The following is a 15,320-nucleotide window of genomic DNA, read 5'->3' as shown; positions in this document are numbered from 1 at the left end:
TAATCATAGTATGAACGAGTTGTGTTAAAATGTCAACGACTTTTTTCGACTATTGCGACCGCAGAAACGTTAATTGTTGACTCATATCTGCAGGAATAGGAACTTCAAATAATAGATCTTCCCCAGTACGAGGGTGGGTAAATCCAAGAATTTCTGCATGAAGCGCTTGACCATTTATTTGTAGTGATTTACGTTTCGGACCATATTTGGGATCACCCGCTAATGGGTAGCCAATATATTTCATATGTACACGAATTTGGTGAGTTCTCCCCGTTTCCAACTCACATTGGACATATGAGAAATTTTTAAACGTCTCTAAAACTGTAAAATGAGTAACAGCATCTTTACTATTTTTCTCAGTGACGGTCATCTTTTGCCGATCTGTATAATCACGGCCAATCGGAGCATCAATCGTACCATGATGATGTGGAATAACGCCATGAACAATCGCTTTATATATACGTTTTGTTGTTTTCTTCTTCAATTGATTGACTAATGACTCGTGTGCATGGTCATTTTTTGCGACCATTAAAAGCCCTGAAGTATCTTTATCAATTCGATGAACAATTCCAGGTCTAATGACCCCATTAATGCCTGATAAGTCTTGGCAATGATACATAAGGGCATTAACTAACGTTCCAGATCGATGACCAGGAGCTGGATGTACAACCATTCCTCTAGGTTTATTCACGACAATCACATCTTCATCTTCATAGACAACTTCAATAGGTATATTCTCAGCAACGACTTCTAATTCTTCAGGCTCAGGAATCGTTAATGTAATATGATCATTTGTTGATACTTTATAGTTTCTTTTTACTGGCTTCCCATTTACCTTAATATGTTCATGGTTAATCCATTGCTGAACTTGAGTTCGAGACCATTCTGTTTCATATACTGTTAACACCTTGTCAATTCGTTCTCCATGTTCTTCAGCTGTCACATTCCATTCATGCTGCTCCATTACGTTCTCTCCTTTTTCTGTTTCCATTCATCCGCAATCATTTTGACAAAGAGAATTCCAACACCTACACAGAGGGCAGAATCAGCAACATTAAAAATCGCAAAGTTATAACCAAATATGTATGTATCAATAAAGTCAACAACTTCTCCTCGAAATACACGATCGATAAAATTTCCAAGTGCCCCCCCAAGAATGAACCCGAGTGAAATGCCTATCATAACGCTTTTAGAACCTTCTTTTTTCATATAATAAACAATTCCAATGACAACCACAATTGTCACGATATAAAAGAACCACATTTGACCTTCTAAAATGCCAAATGCCGCCCCCTGGTTACGATGGGATGTGAAATAAAGGACATTTTCAATTAATCTGATCCGTTCACCGACTACCATTTCTTTCACAACGATCCATTTCGTTATCTGATCCAATAAAATGATCGCGAGTGTTAAAGCATAATATTTTAATACGTTCAAACCTACCCCTCCACTACAATAAAATGGTTAACTTTAGTTAATTATATCATACCGCCAAGCGACAAGCAGGAAGGGCACTGAAAAAGTTTGGTTTTTACCTTTTTGTGCCCTTTGTTGCCTGCTTTCTATCTAATTTTGTCCATTTAAATAATGGTCATAATGAACATTTCGTTGAAACTGGACATTTTCCGCTCCTGAATACCCCTCGATACCAGTCGAAAGAAACCCTTCAATTTCTTCAACATAGCCAATTAATTCATCTTGATCCATGAATGAAGAGTCTTCAAAGATCATCGAATTCTCATTAAATGATGCAACAGCTTGATAGGAATCTTCTGCATCAAATTCCGTTTCCTTCGACAAGTGGTCAAAATTAAAGGTATTGAATCCTTGAAGCACATCCTCTTCAGCTGGATGAGAAGAATCCATCATTCCCTTCTCTCCCTTTTCTATAACCGTTCTCGCAGTCGGTTGTGCTTCAAGACGTTCATAAGGGATTTCCTTTCCTGTCTCCTCACAAATCCCATACGTTCCTTTATCGAATTTAGCTAGGGCATGCTCAATTTCCTCATGCTCATGCTCGAGCTGCTCCATTAATGCTGCATCCTTTTCTCTTTCATACAAATCGGTAGCAGTGTCAGCAGGATGATTATCATATTGTGATAACTCACCAGTCGAATAAGAAAGAGACTCTTTCTCTTCATCAGAGAAGCTTTCTTTCATTCGTGCCTCAACCTTTTGCTTTCGCTGCAGCAATTGTTGCTTTAAAGAAGTATAGTCCATGATCGATTCCCCCAGTTGTTACATTGACATCAAACGTAATGACGTCATTGTATAGTTTCACCAATGACCGTAACGATAGCCAAGTAAGATTTAACATGTTATATTTACACACCAAAAAAACGACTAGCATGATGCTAGCCGTTCCTAAAATATTTATTCTTTTGTGTAGTACGTTTTCACCGTTTCAGCACAAGAAGAGCATAAGGTTGGATGCTCAGCAGAAGCACCTACTGTCGTCGATACAACCCAACAACGTTCACACGTTTCACCTTCAGCTTGCTCAACCGAAATCGCTAATTGCTCAAAAGTCGTCGCCGTGCTTGGTGCTTCATTTAGTTCTCCAGCAATCGTCACATTCGAAACAATAAAGAGCTTATCGAGGTTCTCAATTGAACGTAACAATTCACTGACAGAACCACTTACATATAACGTAATAGCAGCTGTTAATGATTTCCCTATTTTCTTTTCATTTCGAGCTTGCTCTAACGCTTTTAGAACTTCATCACGTATTGCCATAAATTGATTCCATTTTTTTTCGAGTTCCTCTACTTCATGAAATGCTTGTACTTGAGGCATATCTGTTAATTGAACACTTTCTTCTTCGACACTAGGTATGTGTTCCCATACTTCATCAGCTGTATGTGACAAAATTGGTGAAACAAGCTTTGTTAATGTGATCAGCACTTCATACATTACTGTTTGAATCGCTCTTCGTGATGGATGATTAGCATGTTCAATATATAACGTATCCTTTGCCATATCCATGTAAAATGAACTTAATTCAATGGTACAGAAATTATGAATAGTGTGGTAAACCGTCGAGAACTGATAATGTTCGTATGACTCTGTTACCTTTTTAATCACATTGTTCAGTTTAACGAGCATAAATAGATCAACTTCTTTAAGTTTCTCGGTTTCAACACGATGCTCATTTGGATTAAAATCATGTAAATTCCCTAGTAAAAACCGGAAAGTATTTCGAATTTTTCGATAGGACTCAGATACTTGCTTTAATATTTTATCTGAAACACGTACATCAGCTTGATAATCAACAGACGCTACCCATAAGCGTAAAATATCAGCCCCAAGCTGCTTCATGACATCATTCGGAATGACCACATTTCCAATTGATTTACTCATTTTACGACCTTCTCCATCAAGTGTAAAACCGTGACTTAAAACGCCTTTATAAGGTGCTTTCCCTGTCACTGCTACAGCCGTTGAAAGCGATGAGTTGAACCAGCCTCGGTATTGGTCAGAGCCTTCCAAGTACAAATCGGCAGGTCGATCAAGCTCTTTACGTTCCTCAAGCACAGCCTGATGAGAAGAACCAGAATCAAACCAAACATCCATAATATCCATTTCACGAGTGAATGTTCCATTTGGACTATGAGAAGACGTGAATCCATCCGGTAAAAGTTGTTCCGTATCCCATTCAAACCAAACATTTGAACCATGCTCTCTAAATAAATTGACGATATGATCAATTGTCTCATCCGTAATAATTGGCTCTCCATCTTCCCCGTAAAAAACAGGAATTGGTACACCCCAAGCACGTTGACGAGATATACACCAGTCACCACGATCACGTACCATATTAAATAAACGAGTTTCGCCCCACTTCGGGATCCACTCCACGTCTTCGATGGCTTTTAACAGTTGATCACGGAATTGTTCAATTGAAGCAAACCATTGAGCCGTTGCACGATAAATAACCGGCTTCTTCGTTCTCCAATCATGTGCATATGAATGTGTAATAAACGTTAATTTCATTAAAGCCCCAAGCTCATCTAATTTTTGCGTAATCGGTTTATTCGCTTCATCATAGAATAAGCCTTCAAAACCAGGAGCTTCGTCAGTCATATAACCTTTGTCATCTACTGGGCAAAGGATATCTAACCCATACTTTTGTCCCACAATGTAATCCTCTTCCCCGTGTCCTGGAGCTGTATGAACACAACCAGTACCAGCATCCAATGTGACATGCTCTCCACAGATGACGAGTGAGTCACGTTTATAAATCGGATGTTCGGCAACGACGTTTTCTAGCTGGGAGCCTTTCATTGTTTTGATTACCTCATATTGCTCCCATTCAAATTCATTTGCTAGCGTTTCAAGCAATCCTTCGGCAACAACATATTTTTGCTGATTTACTAATACAACGACATAAGTTAAATCAGGATGTACAGCGATCCCTAAGTTAGCAGGAATCGTCCAAGGTGTCGTTGTCCAAATAATGATTTTTTCATCACCAGCTAAGACGTCCTTTCCTTCTTTTACAGAAAAGGCAACATAAATTGAAGGTGAACGTTTATCGTGGTATTCAATTTCTGCTTCAGCTAGAGCTGATTCTGAAGAAGGTGACCAGTAAACAGGCTTCTTCCCTTTATAAATGTACCCTTTCTTCGCCATATCACCGAACACTTTTATTTGTTGAGCTTCATACCCTTTATCAAGCGTAATATAAGGGTTCCACCAATCTCCACGAACACCTAAACGCATAAATTGTTCACGCTGACGAGCAATTTGCTTAAGTGCGTACTCTTCACAAAGTTTTCTAAATTGAGCTACACTCATCTCCTTACGCTTCACTTTTCCATTTTTCGTTAGCGCCGTCTCAATTGGAAGTCCATGTGTATCCCAACCTGGTACGTACGGGGCATGAAAGCCACTCATTGATTTATAACGTACGATGAAATCTTTCAAGATTTTATTTAGTGCATGGCCCATATGAATATCACCATTTGCATATGGAGGACCATCATGTAAGACAAATAAAGGTCGATCTTTCGTACGCTCCTGCACCTTCTCATAAATGTTTTGTTCATTCCAAATACTTTGACGTTCTGGTTCACGATTCGGTAAATTCCCCCTCATTGGGAATGCCGTTTTTGGCATGAGCAATGTTTCTTTGTATTCCATTTTTTCAACTCCTTAATTTTGAAAATCAAAAAACTTCTCACCCCTAGAAAAGGGACGAGAAGTTAACCCGTGGTACCACCCTCATGAAAAGGTAAACCCTTTCCACTCAAGCATTCTTAACGTGAATGAGGCGTTGCAGCTTACTAAAACGTTCAGCGCAATACTAAAGGGTGATTTTCCAATATGCTATGTAATCAGGCTTTCACCATCCCTGAATCGCTACGTACATGAGACATACTGTACTCTTCCTTATCGTTGTGTTTACCTTTATTTTGTTTAAACGAATGAAATAATTATAAGACAGACATGACTGAAGATCAAGTTATTATTCAGTATAACTAGTCTCTTCTTCTTCATCATCAACGGTCGCAGTCATTTCTTTCCAATCCTCAGTTTGCAGCATTTCAAGCTGCGCTTCAATTAGCATTTTAAAACGCATCTTATATACAGACGCTTGCTTTTTTAGCTCTTCCATATCCATCATCACTTTGCGGGATTTAGACAATGCATCATTTATAATCCGATCAGCATTTTTTTCTGCTTCTTTCACAATTAATTGTGCTTCTTTTTGGGCATTTCTTCTTACTTCCTCAGCCGTTTCTTGAGCAATTAAGATCGATTTATTAAGTGTTTCTTCCATATCTTGAAAATGACCAAGCTTCTCTTCAAGAGTTGTCACTTGCTCAAATAAATCCTTCTTCTCCCGCAATACAGCCTCATAATCCTTAATAACTTGATCCAAAAATTCATTTACTTCATCTTCATCATATCCACGAAATCCTCTAGTGAATTCCTTATTATGAATATCTAAAGGCGTTAAAGGCATTACGCCACCTCCTAGTTAGTTGCTTACTTCGTCTATTTAACTTTATTCGACATTTATTTCGAAAATCCTTTTACCTCATTATATTATGAAAGTCGACCAAAACGAAGCCTATACTTATCCTTCTTCGTTCTTCCTTCAACTTTTATAAGCTTGGATCGACCAAATCCTCTTACTGACAATTGGTCACCTGCCTCTAACAGAAAAGACTGCTGATCAATTGTTTTAAAATTCACTTTAACAAGTCCTTTTTCAATAATTGGAAGTACTTTAGAACGAGATAGTTTATATAATTGAGCCAAAACGGCATCTAGTCGAAGGGAAGAAATCGTCGTTGTTTGTTCGTCCCAAACTTCCTCTTGTTTCTCATGTTCAGATATAGGTCTTCGTTCGAGTGAAACCGACGCCTTTCCAATCGTTTTGACATTGGCAATGACAAAATCTTCTATTTCCTTGGCAATAATCACTTGTACATAGCCGTCACCAACCACGATATCCCCGAACTTCTCACGCTTAAGACCGACATTCATTAATGCCCCTAATACATCACGATGCTCAAGAGAAACAAATTTAGACGGGTATCGAATGCTACATAATGAAAGCTTAAAATCCCCTTCACTAGTCTGGATATAAGAAGGTGCAACAATTGCACGTTTTCTCTCAGAATAAGGAGAACCTCCCAGAAAAGAGAGGTTTACCTCGTCGTCCTGACCGATGACACTTTGTAAAATCTCTTGTTGTCTCGGATCAAGAAAATCAGTTAGCCTTTCTCGATAACGTAATTTCACATCTTGTTGCCATTCTAATACTTGATCAACAAATGTCCATTCACTTTCTCTAAAATGTTGATAAATATTCATGAAGTCACCACTTCCATCAGCTCATTTAAAAAATAGCTGCAATCCCCATTCTCGCAAAGTGTAACGCAAGAATTGCGACAATCGGAGAAATATCAATCATTCCTAATGGCGGAATAATTTTACGAAAAGGCTCCAAGAAAGGTTCAACTAACTGACCTATCATTTGTCCTATTGATGACTCACGTGCATTTGGAAACCAAGACATTAAAATATATGCAATGACCATATAAGAATAAATCGTTAATAACAATATTAATAAACTGCCAATGCCACTCATCTAAAACTCACCACCTTTTCATCATTCAAATTGCTCTTGAATCATCTCCGTTATCGACCCAGTTACATCAACGTTATCTGGTGTACATAAGAAGATATGCGTTCCAACTTTTTGAATGTCTCCCCCAATCGCATAAACAGTTCCACTTAAAAAATCCACAATTCGTTTTGCTTGATCGTGAGAGATTCGTTGCAAATTAATAATGACAGCTTTACGATTCTTCAGATGATCAGCAATTTCTTGTGCCTCATCATACGTCCTCGGTTCTAATAAAATCATTTTTGCACCCTTTTGAACACTTTGTAAACTAACAACATTTTGTTGATTTTGTTGTGACTTCATCTGATTAGAACGCGACCTACGCTGTGGAGTTTCTATTTCCTCTTGCAGAGGCTCGGTCATTTCTTCTACTTCTTCATAATGATCATCAAGTTCAAAAAAGCGTTTGAATTTCGATTTCATTCCCACAGTAACCTCTCCTTTTTCATTCTTTTCCAACTAATGCAGTACCAATCCGAATAAATGTCGCTCCTTCCTCTAGAGCTACTTTATAATCATTCGACATTCCCATTGATAATTCATGGCATGGAGCATGAGACCACTTTCTTTGTCGTATTTGGTCACGAAGTTCTCTCAATTTTCGAAAAATAGGTCGAGTTTGTTCTGGGTCATCATAGAAAGGGGCCATCGTCATTAAGCCTATGACTTCTATCCCCTTATATTCAACTAACGTTTCAATAAACGCTTCCACTTCAGAAGGGTGTATACCTGATTTTGATTCTTCACCAGACACATTCACTTGTACGAAACATTTCATCTTCCTTCCACTTGGCATACGCTTGTCCAACTCTTTCGCAAGCGACACTCTTTCAAGAGAATGCAGATATTCGTATTTCCCGACAATATCTTTAGCCTTTCGAGATTGCAATGTTCCAATGAAATGCCATATCCCTTGAGGCTGAAGAGCTTCCCATTTAGTAAGTGCTCCGTCTACACGATTTTCACCTATATGTTGAAGTCCTGTGTGAAGAGCCGCTTGTGCTGTTTCAATTGAAACATACTTCGTAACAGCTATAATATGTATATCGGACACATCCCGTCCAACCTTTTGACAAATTTCCTTCACTTCAATATTTATGCTTTTAACATTTTCTTCAACTGTCATTCCATGTTCACCTTCCAAACTACCTCATTCCGATGAAACTCATTAACCTGCCAGTCTTCCCATCCTCAGCGCGATGTGAAAATAACCGCTCATCGGATACTGTACATAAAGATGATACCGTTATTTGTGAAGGCTGAATTCCTTCGTTAATAAAAAGATATTTGTTTACTGTTTGTAGATCTAAAAGATAATGATCATCTGAAATTTGTTCATATAGCAAAGATTTATCAAAAGACCGTTCAAAACAACCATCTATTGCTTTTATAACTATATCACTTACTTCATAATGTCTTCTACTAATCGAAGGTCCTATGACAATTAAAATATCTTCTTTTGGAATGGATTCATGTTCTGCCCATCGTCTAATCATCTTAGGACCAATCTGATCTACTGTTCCACGCCATCCGGCATGAGCTAAACCGATGCATGTAGCTTTTGGTGCATAAAAATAAATCGGAACACAATCGGCATATAAACTAGTTAATAACACATTTCGCTCTTTCGTATAGATTCCATCTGTTTCACGAATAGCTGATCGTAAATCTTGCGAACCCATTCCTTTATGCTCATGAGAGACTCGAATAATTTTTGAGCGATGAACTTGTTCAGTTCCAACCCACTGAGCAAGAGGAAAGGAAAGATCATTAGCAAGCAATTGACGATTTTTAGTAACGATCTCTGGATCATCCTGAACATGAAACCCCATATTTAAGCTACTAAATGGAGAGGCACTCATTCCACCGTTTCTTGTCGTAAAACCTGCAACTAAGGAAGGATATTGTTTTTCCCAATGTGATAACTTTAAATATCGTTCCGTTCCTTGTTCAAAAGGCTCCATATGACCCTCTCCTTACCTTTAACGAATAAGACGATTATTTATATTCTATCATAGGTAAGAAAAAACGCGAAACATCTTTCTCATGTTTTCCTACTTTACTTGTTGTTGCATATTAAATTTTGATTGCAATTCAACTAAAATCACATCTGAACCAATACGAATAATGTTTTTCCATGGAATAATGATTTCTTCAACTTCCTTTCCGAACATACTCATTACTCTACCTGTGCCACTAATGACGAGTGCTTTAATTTGACCTGATTGTAGATCAATTTCTATATCTGTCAATTGTCCTAACCGTTTCCCATTTTCCATGTTCACGATGTCCTTCGCTTGTAGTTCAGATATTTTCATGTTTTCACTGCTCCTCACTATGAAATTAATCTCCTAACACTATATATGCAATCAGGTTAATGAAATATGTTAGTTCTCGAACAAACCCTTATTTAAAATCATAAAAAACTATACATCAGTCTTTTCTTTATTGTAGCGTAATCGTTACAAAAGATTTAGTCGATCTGAATGTGGTTTCCCCTCAGTTCCAACGTATTAACGAACGAAGCCGATGTCCTTTTATGAATCGGCTTATAAATTTTGATTTTACAATAAAACCTCAAAAGGACTACTTTCAGTCCTTTTGAGGTTTCACAAACTCATACATATTCATTTTAAGTACTATACTTGAGCATGCTTATTCATATGTTGAATAGCTGCCTTTTCTAAACGCGAAACTTGCGCTTGAGAAATCCCAATTTCATCTGCAACTTCCATTTGGGTCTTTCCTTGAAAGAACCTCATGTTTAAAATCATCTTTTCACGTTCATTCAAACGTACCATTGCTTCCTTTAAAGCAATTTCCTCCACCCAATTAACATCTCGATTCCTCTCATCACTAATTTGATCCATTACAAAGATTGGGTCACCACCGTCATTATAAATTGGTTCAAACAAAGAGACCGGATCTTGTATCGCATCAAGTGCAAAGACGACATCTTCTTTTGGTACATCTAGAACTTTTGCAATCTCTTGTACAGTTGGTTCCTTTTCCCTTTTCTTCTCCGCCATTAATTGATCACGTACTTGCAAAGCTTTATACGCTATGTCTCGTAATGAACGAGAGACGCGTATTGGATTATTGTCGCGTAAATAGCGTCTAATTTCACCAATAATCATTGGCACTGCATATGTAGAGAATTTAACATTTTGACTTAAATCGAAATTATCAATCGACTTCATTAAACCAATACAACCGACTTGAAAGAGATCATCCACATACTCTCCGCGATTATTAAAGCGTTGGATCACACTCAATACAAGCCTTAAGTTGCCATTCACTAACGTTTCCCTAGCACTTGTTTCTCCATTTTGCAAACGCTGAAACAATTCACGCATTTCTGCATTTTTCAGAACAGGTAACTTTGACGTATCTACACCACATATTTCAACTTTATTTCGTGTCAATTCTTTCCCTCCTATCGCGGGAGATGATGTCTAAGAAAAGTATCTCCTGCGTAGGAAAAAATATGCACGAGCCTTTTGTGGATAACCTCACAAAAATCAGACTCGTGCACGTCATAACACGACTTATTCAAAAGAAAAAAATTTTTAAGAAACGTTTGAAAAAGGCGGAGGTCCTATTAAAAGAATTTTAGTCGGTCGTTATCCCCGAACGCAAACGCACAAATTCCAGATTCTCTAAAAAATCCTTTACGGCTCTTTTAAACCATTTTATTGAACTCTTTTTGTAATCGTTTAATGATTCTTTTTTCAAGTCGGGATATATATGATTGAGATATTCCGAGCATATCAGCTACATCTTTTTGTGTTTTTTCTTCATCTCCAGCTAGTCCAAATCGTAACTCCATAATTTGTTTTTCTCTTTCATTTAAAGTGTGTAGTGCCTTCACTAACAATTTACGATCAACTTTTTCTTCAATTCCTCTTGTAATAATATCTTCTTCCGTTCCTAATACATCTGAAAGTAATAATTCATTGCCATCCCAGTCAATATTCAATGGTTCATCAAATGATACTTCCGAACGTGTTTTATTATTACGCCTTAAATACATTAATATTTCATTCTCGATACAACGAGAAGCATATGTCGCCAATTTGATCTTTTTTTCCGGATTAAACGTATTAACCGCTTTAATAAGCCCAATCGTTCCAATACTAATTAAATCCTCGATATTAATACCCGTATTCTCAAATTTCCTTGCAATATAAACAACTAATCTTAAGTTTCTTTCTATTAACATCGAGCGAACCGCTTTATCACCTGTTGGTAACTTTTTTAGAAGGACTGCCTCTTCTTCCTTCGTTAATGGCGGAGGTAATGCTTCACTACCACCTATGTAGTAAATTTCGTCTGGCTTCATACCCATTCGATACATTAATTTGTACCAAAGTAATTTCATTTTCAGTTTCAGCATATTATGCCCCCTACCTTAAATTACATGGATTATACAAATAAATCATTCGCTAAGGATGTTCACTCATGACGACATTGCTTCTGTGCTCATTCCCTTTTGTAACAGTGCTGGGTGAATAATACTTGTAAACGAATGATCTGATGAAAGTTCCTTATCTTGAATAGCAATCAATACCTTAGAAGTTTGAATCACTCCTCCTTCCTCATAGAGCTTTATGTAATCTGGTCGAATTCCCGTTAAGAAGGGGGATGATTGACCTACAACGCGATATGGAATGATCGTAAGGCGATCATCTAATAGCTTGATTGTTCATTAGATTTCATCGATAATTCATGAAATTGTAAAAGTTGATCAATGTATTCCTTTGAAAAAGACTCATAGAATAAACTTGCTTCCATTATAATAACTGGACGTTTAGAGAGGGGTTCCACCAATTGGTTTCCCGTATCAATTAACCCTTTTGAAGTAATACTCTTATTACCTATTACAACTTGAACATCTATTAATTGATTGGCTTGAATTTGCCTAAATTCGATCTCCTGGAAACGTTGTTTTGAAAAGTACCATATAAGTGGGAAGCCAATACAAACAAATAGCCAACTTATCCCACTCCCATATCCTTTGTTCACATTTAATAGGCCATCAACTAAATCTGACTCCGTTTGCCAGAAGAAATGCAATGCAAATAAACCACCTCCTGTCATGAACGTTACAAAGTAAAACATGCAAAGCACTTGGATAAAATAACGTAATCGTTTATAACCAAATGCTATTACCACAATCAATATAGAATAGATAGCCTTGAACCATGGTTCATATACAATATGTCCATATGGTGTAAATAAAAACAAGACAATGAGTGATGCAAAAAGAGCAGCACCAATCATTCGAACATGATGAAACGGTCGTTTCAACAGTAAATACGTTAAGGCAATAAGGAGGTAGTCGATACATAGGTTTAAAATCCAAATTAAGTCTAGATAGATGGTCATAAAAACCCTCACATCCAATAATTTAAGCCTAGTATACATCTAGTCTATTACGAAGTCTGTCAATTCATGACAGACTTCACGTACTATTTTTAAGAGATTTTCAATCAATTTGTCAGTTGTCACTTAGAGAAAATGATGTGGGAAATACAATCAACTAATCATTAAGAAAAACAAAAAAGCACATAACCAAACTGGCATGTGCTTCATATCTTTTAACTTATCGATTTCGATTTCGACGATTTCGTAAAAATGTAGGTATATCTAACGTATCAGTTGCTTCTGTTGGCTCACTTTTAGCTTGCTGAGTTCCTCTTGGTTCAGATACTCCCTCTTCCTTCGTCTGTTTAACCGTATTGTTTTTTAAAGGTTTTTGTGACAGTGTTCTTGTTGAAGCAGGTTGGTCATTTTCTTCAAATCCAGTAGCAATAACCGTTACAACAATCTCATCCTTTAAGTTCTCGTTTATAACAGACCCAAAGATCATATTTACTTCTGGATCAGATGCAGCTGATACGATCTCTGCCGCTTCATGCACTTCATACAGTGACAAATTAGAGCCCCCTGTAATATTCATCAACACCCCTTGAGCTCCATCAACAGACGTTTCAAGCAATGGACTTGATATAGCCTTTTTAGCAGCTTCACTAGCTCTACTTTCACCCGTTGCAATTCCAATCCCCATCAATGCCGATCCTTTATCACTCATAATGGTTTTCACATCAGCGAAATCTAAATTGATTAAACCTGGAACAGCAATTAAATCTGAAATACCTTGAACACCTTGACGAAGTACATTATCAGCTTCTCTAAATGCTTCCAACATAGGCGTATTTTTATCAACAATTTCAAGCAGTCGGTCGTTCGGTATGACAATTAATGTATCAACCTTTTCCTTCAATGCTTGAATCCCTGAAGCTGCATGCGTTGAACGCTTACGGCCTTCAAATGTAAAAGGACGAGTCACAACACCAACTGTTAAAGCTCCTAATTCCTTCGCAACTTCGGCAATAACTGGAGCGGCTCCCGTTCCTGTTCCACCGCCCATTCCAGCAGTAATGAAGACCATATCAGCCCCTGCTAATACTTCTTCTAACTGCTCTTTACTTTCCTCTGCGGCCTTTTTACCAATCTCAGGGTTTGCCCCTGCACCAAGCCCTCTAGTTAGCTTACCACCTAACTGAAGTTTTGTTTCTGCTTGCGATAAGTGTAATGCCTGCGCATCAGTATTTACAGCAATAAATTCTACACCTTTTAAACCATTTTCAATCATACGATTGACCGCATTACTTCCGCCACCGCCAACTCCAATGACTTTTATTTGTGCTAATTGATCCATATCCATCTCAAACTCTAACATGTAAGATCCTCCTATTTGTACAATATGCCCGCTCTTCTCTTATTCAAAGAACACTTTAAAAAGGTTTTTCACTTTCCCTTTTGATTTCGGCTTATTATTCTCCTCACGCTTTACTTCGTGTTTGACTTGTTTCTTTACAGGTTGCTCATAATTCGTATGTGTATTGCTTGAAACAGCTGATGCTATTTCTTTACCTTGTAGTTTAACATTTTTGTAGGCAAATTGAATGAGACCCACACCTGTCGTATATTGAGGCTCTCTCACCCCAAGATAATCAGGCATTGCCATTCTAACACTACCAGGTAAAAGCTCACTTGCTAGTTCCAACACACCAGGTATCATAACGGTTCCACCTGTTAAGACGAAGCCACCTGGAAAATCACGGTATCCCATTCGATGAATTTCTCGATAAGCTAGTTCGAACATTTCTTCGACTCTTGGTTCGATAATATGCGCTAAATCTTCTTGGGTATACTCCACACTGTCTGCTTGTCCTATCGTTGAGACAGTAAAACGCTCTTCTACTTCTGCATCATCAATATACGAGTGGCCATATTTAACTTTAATACGTTCCGCTTCTTCTGTCGATGTTCGTAGTCCAACTGCAATGTCATTTGTAATATGGTCTCCACCAATAGGAACGACAGCCGTATCTTGCAATATCCCTTGGTCAAAAATCGATACCGTAATCGATCCGCCTCCCATATCTATTAAGCACACACCTAAATTCTTTTCATCTTTTGATATAGCAACTGAACCGGAAGCAAGAGATTGTAAGCAGAAGCCAGCCACCTGTAATCCTGCTCGTTCTACACAACGATATAAATTATGTAAAGCCGTTTTAGAACCAGTAATGATCGTTCCTTCCATTTCAAGGCGAACACCTATCATTCCGCGTGGATCATTTATTTCGTCTAAACCATCAACAATAAATTGCTTTGGAATAACGTCTATGACTTCACGTTCTGGTGGGATCGATACAACTTGTGCAGCATCAATAACCCTTGTAATATCTTCATCACTAATTTCTCGGTCTGGACTTGAAACAGCCACAACACCATGACACGGTTGTAATTGAATGTGATTCCCATTCACTCCGACTATGACATGATTGATTGTTAATCCAACCATGTGCTCAGCTTGTTCAATGGCTCTTCTTATTGATTTCACCGTTTCATCAATATCAACGATGGAGCTTTTCTTTATTCCTTCAGAAGCAACTTTCCCCATACCAATTATATTCATTGCACCATTTGACATTTCCCCAATTATCACTCTGACATTGGATGTACCGATGTCTAAACTAACGTAGATTTCACTGTTGTCCAATCTATGGCACCTCCTTATATAATCTATTGAACTTTTCAATGCATTTTCTACTTTTAAACTAGTTACTAAACATATTCAACAAGAATTTATATTCTCCTTTTT

Annotated in this window: 18 protein-coding genes and 1 other annotated feature; all 18 genes read right to left on the bottom strand. The window is 37.7% G+C overall.

Features of this window, described 5'->3' with window-relative positions; all coding sequences use genetic code 11:
- Nucleotides 1-49: 49 nt before the first annotated feature.
- Nucleotides 50-964 (bottom strand): RluA family pseudouridine synthase, encoded by a 915-nt coding sequence (locus JCM9152_RS02365; RefSeq protein ID WP_035340467.1) that lies wholly within the window; start codon nucleotides 962-964, stop codon nucleotides 50-52.
- A complete protein-coding gene (lspA, locus tag JCM9152_RS02360; protein ID WP_035340465.1) occupies nucleotides 964-1,440 on the bottom strand; it encodes a signal peptidase II in 477 nt (158 codons plus the stop codon). The genes JCM9152_RS02365 and lspA overlap by 1 nt, the downstream gene beginning before the upstream one ends.
- Nucleotides 1,441-1,569: 129 nt before the next feature.
- Complete coding sequence (locus tag JCM9152_RS02355) at nucleotides 1,570-2,223, bottom strand: TraR/DksA C4-type zinc finger protein (RefSeq protein WP_035340463.1); 654 nt, start codon at nucleotides 2,221-2,223, stop codon at nucleotides 1,570-1,572.
- Complete coding sequence (locus tag JCM9152_RS22535; protein ID WP_156314973.1) at nucleotides 2,171-2,320, bottom strand: hypothetical protein; 150 nt, start codon at nucleotides 2,318-2,320, stop codon at nucleotides 2,171-2,173. The genes JCM9152_RS02355 and JCM9152_RS22535 overlap by 53 nt, the downstream gene beginning before the upstream one ends.
- A 56-nt stretch (nucleotides 2,321-2,376) precedes the next feature.
- On the bottom strand, nucleotides 2,377-5,145 hold the full coding sequence (gene ileS, locus JCM9152_RS02350) for an isoleucine--tRNA ligase (protein WP_035340460.1): 2,769 nt from the start codon (nucleotides 5,143-5,145) through the stop codon (nucleotides 2,377-2,379).
- A 47-nt stretch (nucleotides 5,146-5,192) separates the two neighbouring features.
- Nucleotides 5,193-5,410: a binding site (T-box leader), on the bottom strand.
- 60 nt (nucleotides 5,411-5,470) lie between these two features.
- Nucleotides 5,471-5,971, bottom strand: a complete 501-nt coding sequence (locus JCM9152_RS02345) for a DivIVA domain-containing protein (protein WP_035340458.1) — start codon at nucleotides 5,969-5,971, stop codon at nucleotides 5,471-5,473.
- Nucleotides 5,972-6,054: 83 nt separating this feature from the next.
- Complete coding sequence (locus JCM9152_RS02340) at nucleotides 6,055-6,828, bottom strand: YlmH family RNA-binding protein (protein WP_035340456.1); 774 nt, start codon at nucleotides 6,826-6,828, stop codon at nucleotides 6,055-6,057.
- A 25-nt stretch (nucleotides 6,829-6,853) separates the two neighbouring features.
- Nucleotides 6,854-7,105 carry a YggT family protein gene (locus JCM9152_RS02335; protein WP_035340455.1) on the bottom strand — a complete coding sequence of 84 codons (252 nt, stop codon included), beginning with the start codon at nucleotides 7,103-7,105 and terminating at the stop codon, nucleotides 6,854-6,856.
- A gap of 21 nt (nucleotides 7,106-7,126) precedes the next feature.
- Complete coding sequence (locus JCM9152_RS02330; RefSeq protein ID WP_035340719.1) at nucleotides 7,127-7,573, bottom strand: cell division protein SepF; 447 nt, start codon at nucleotides 7,571-7,573, stop codon at nucleotides 7,127-7,129.
- Between the two features lie 16 nt (nucleotides 7,574-7,589).
- On the bottom strand, nucleotides 7,590-8,270 hold the full coding sequence (locus JCM9152_RS02325) for a YggS family pyridoxal phosphate-dependent enzyme (protein ID WP_035340717.1): 681 nt from the start codon (nucleotides 8,268-8,270) through the stop codon (nucleotides 7,590-7,592).
- Between the two features lie 19 nt (nucleotides 8,271-8,289).
- Nucleotides 8,290-9,108: a peptidoglycan editing factor PgeF gene (gene pgeF, locus JCM9152_RS02320; RefSeq protein ID WP_035340453.1), complete on the bottom strand. Its 819-nt coding sequence runs from the start codon at nucleotides 9,106-9,108 to the stop codon at nucleotides 8,290-8,292.
- Nucleotides 9,109-9,198: 90 nt separating this feature from the next.
- On the bottom strand, nucleotides 9,199-9,462 hold the full coding sequence (locus JCM9152_RS02315; protein ID WP_035340451.1) for a YlmC/YmxH family sporulation protein: 264 nt from the start codon (nucleotides 9,460-9,462) through the stop codon (nucleotides 9,199-9,201).
- A gap of 321 nt (nucleotides 9,463-9,783) precedes the next feature.
- On the bottom strand, nucleotides 9,784-10,569 hold the full coding sequence (sigG, locus tag JCM9152_RS02310; RefSeq protein ID WP_035340449.1) for an RNA polymerase sporulation sigma factor SigG: 786 nt from the start codon (nucleotides 10,567-10,569) through the stop codon (nucleotides 9,784-9,786).
- Between the two features lie 257 nt (nucleotides 10,570-10,826).
- Entirely contained in the window at nucleotides 10,827-11,540 is a 714-nt protein-coding gene (sigE, locus tag JCM9152_RS02305) for an RNA polymerase sporulation sigma factor SigE (protein ID WP_035340447.1), read from the bottom strand.
- Nucleotides 11,541-11,603: 63 nt separating this feature from the next.
- Nucleotides 11,604-11,816 (bottom strand): sigma-E processing peptidase SpoIIGA, encoded by a 213-nt coding sequence (locus tag JCM9152_RS23630; protein WP_439644186.1) that lies wholly within the window; start codon nucleotides 11,814-11,816, stop codon nucleotides 11,604-11,606.
- Nucleotides 11,817-11,833: 17 nt separating this feature from the next.
- Nucleotides 11,834-12,532, bottom strand: a complete 699-nt coding sequence (spoIIGA, locus tag JCM9152_RS02300; RefSeq protein ID WP_268870708.1) for a sigma-E processing peptidase SpoIIGA — start codon at nucleotides 12,530-12,532, stop codon at nucleotides 11,834-11,836.
- Nucleotides 12,533-12,749: 217 nt separating this feature from the next.
- The gene (gene ftsZ / locus JCM9152_RS02295) at nucleotides 12,750-13,889 is read right to left on the bottom strand and encodes a cell division protein FtsZ (protein ID WP_035340445.1); all 1,140 of its coding nucleotides are present in this window, start codon (nucleotides 13,887-13,889) and stop codon (nucleotides 12,750-12,752) included.
- 39 nt (nucleotides 13,890-13,928) lie between these two features.
- Entirely contained in the window at nucleotides 13,929-15,218 is a 1,290-nt protein-coding gene (gene ftsA / locus JCM9152_RS02290; protein WP_035340444.1) for a cell division protein FtsA, read from the bottom strand.
- Nucleotides 15,219-15,320 lie beyond the last annotated feature (102 nt).

Source organism: Halalkalibacter hemicellulosilyticusJCM 9152 (genome assembly GCF_000513115.1).
Classification (GTDB): Bacteria; Bacillota; Bacilli; order Bacillales; family Bacillaceae_D; genus Halalkalibacter; species Halalkalibacter hemicellulosilyticus.
Note: the sequence above shows the minus strand (reverse complement) of the source record. Positions and strands in the feature narration are given on the sequence as shown.

What these genes read in the sequence shown, in the direction of transcription:
- JCM9152_RS02345 (WP_035340458.1), bottom strand. Translation starts at nt 5,971, where the DNA reads ATGCCTTTAACGCCTTTAGATATTCATAATAAGGAATTCACTAGAGGA.
- pgeF (WP_035340453.1), bottom strand. Translation starts at nt 9,108, where the DNA reads ATGGAGCCTTTTGAACAAGGAACGGAACGATATTTAAAGTTATCACAT.
- JCM9152_RS02355 (WP_035340463.1), bottom strand. Translation starts at nt 2,223, where the DNA reads ATGGACTATACTTCTTTAAAGCAACAATTGCTGCAGCGAAAGCAAAAG.
- ftsZ (WP_035340445.1), bottom strand. Translation starts at nt 13,889, where the DNA reads ATGTTAGAGTTTGAGATGGATATGGATCAATTAGCACAAATAAAAGTC.
- JCM9152_RS02365 (WP_035340467.1), bottom strand. Translation starts at nt 964, where the DNA reads ATGGAGCAGCATGAATGGAATGTGACAGCTGAAGAACATGGAGAACGA.
- JCM9152_RS02340 (WP_035340456.1), bottom strand. Translation starts at nt 6,828, where the DNA reads ATGAATATTTATCAACATTTTAGAGAAAGTGAATGGACATTTGTTGAT.
- ileS (WP_035340460.1), bottom strand. Translation starts at nt 5,145, where the DNA reads ATGGAATACAAAGAAACATTGCTCATGCCAAAAACGGCATTCCCAATG.
- sigE (WP_035340447.1), bottom strand. Translation starts at nt 11,540, where the DNA reads ATGCTGAAACTGAAAATGAAATTACTTTGGTACAAATTAATGTATCGA.
- JCM9152_RS02325 (WP_035340717.1), bottom strand. Translation starts at nt 8,270, where the DNA reads ATGACAGTTGAAGAAAATGTTAAAAGCATAAATATTGAAGTGAAGGAA.
- JCM9152_RS02335 (WP_035340455.1), bottom strand. Translation starts at nt 7,105, where the DNA reads ATGAGTGGCATTGGCAGTTTATTAATATTGTTATTAACGATTTATTCT.
- JCM9152_RS02315 (WP_035340451.1), bottom strand. Translation starts at nt 9,462, where the DNA reads ATGAAAATATCTGAACTACAAGCGAAGGACATCGTGAACATGGAAAAT.
- spoIIGA (WP_268870708.1), bottom strand. Translation starts at nt 12,532, where the DNA reads ATGACCATCTATCTAGACTTAATTTGGATTTTAAACCTATGTATCGAC.
- JCM9152_RS22535 (WP_156314973.1), bottom strand. Translation starts at nt 2,320, where the DNA reads ATGTTAAATCTTACTTGGCTATCGTTACGGTCATTGGTGAAACTATAC.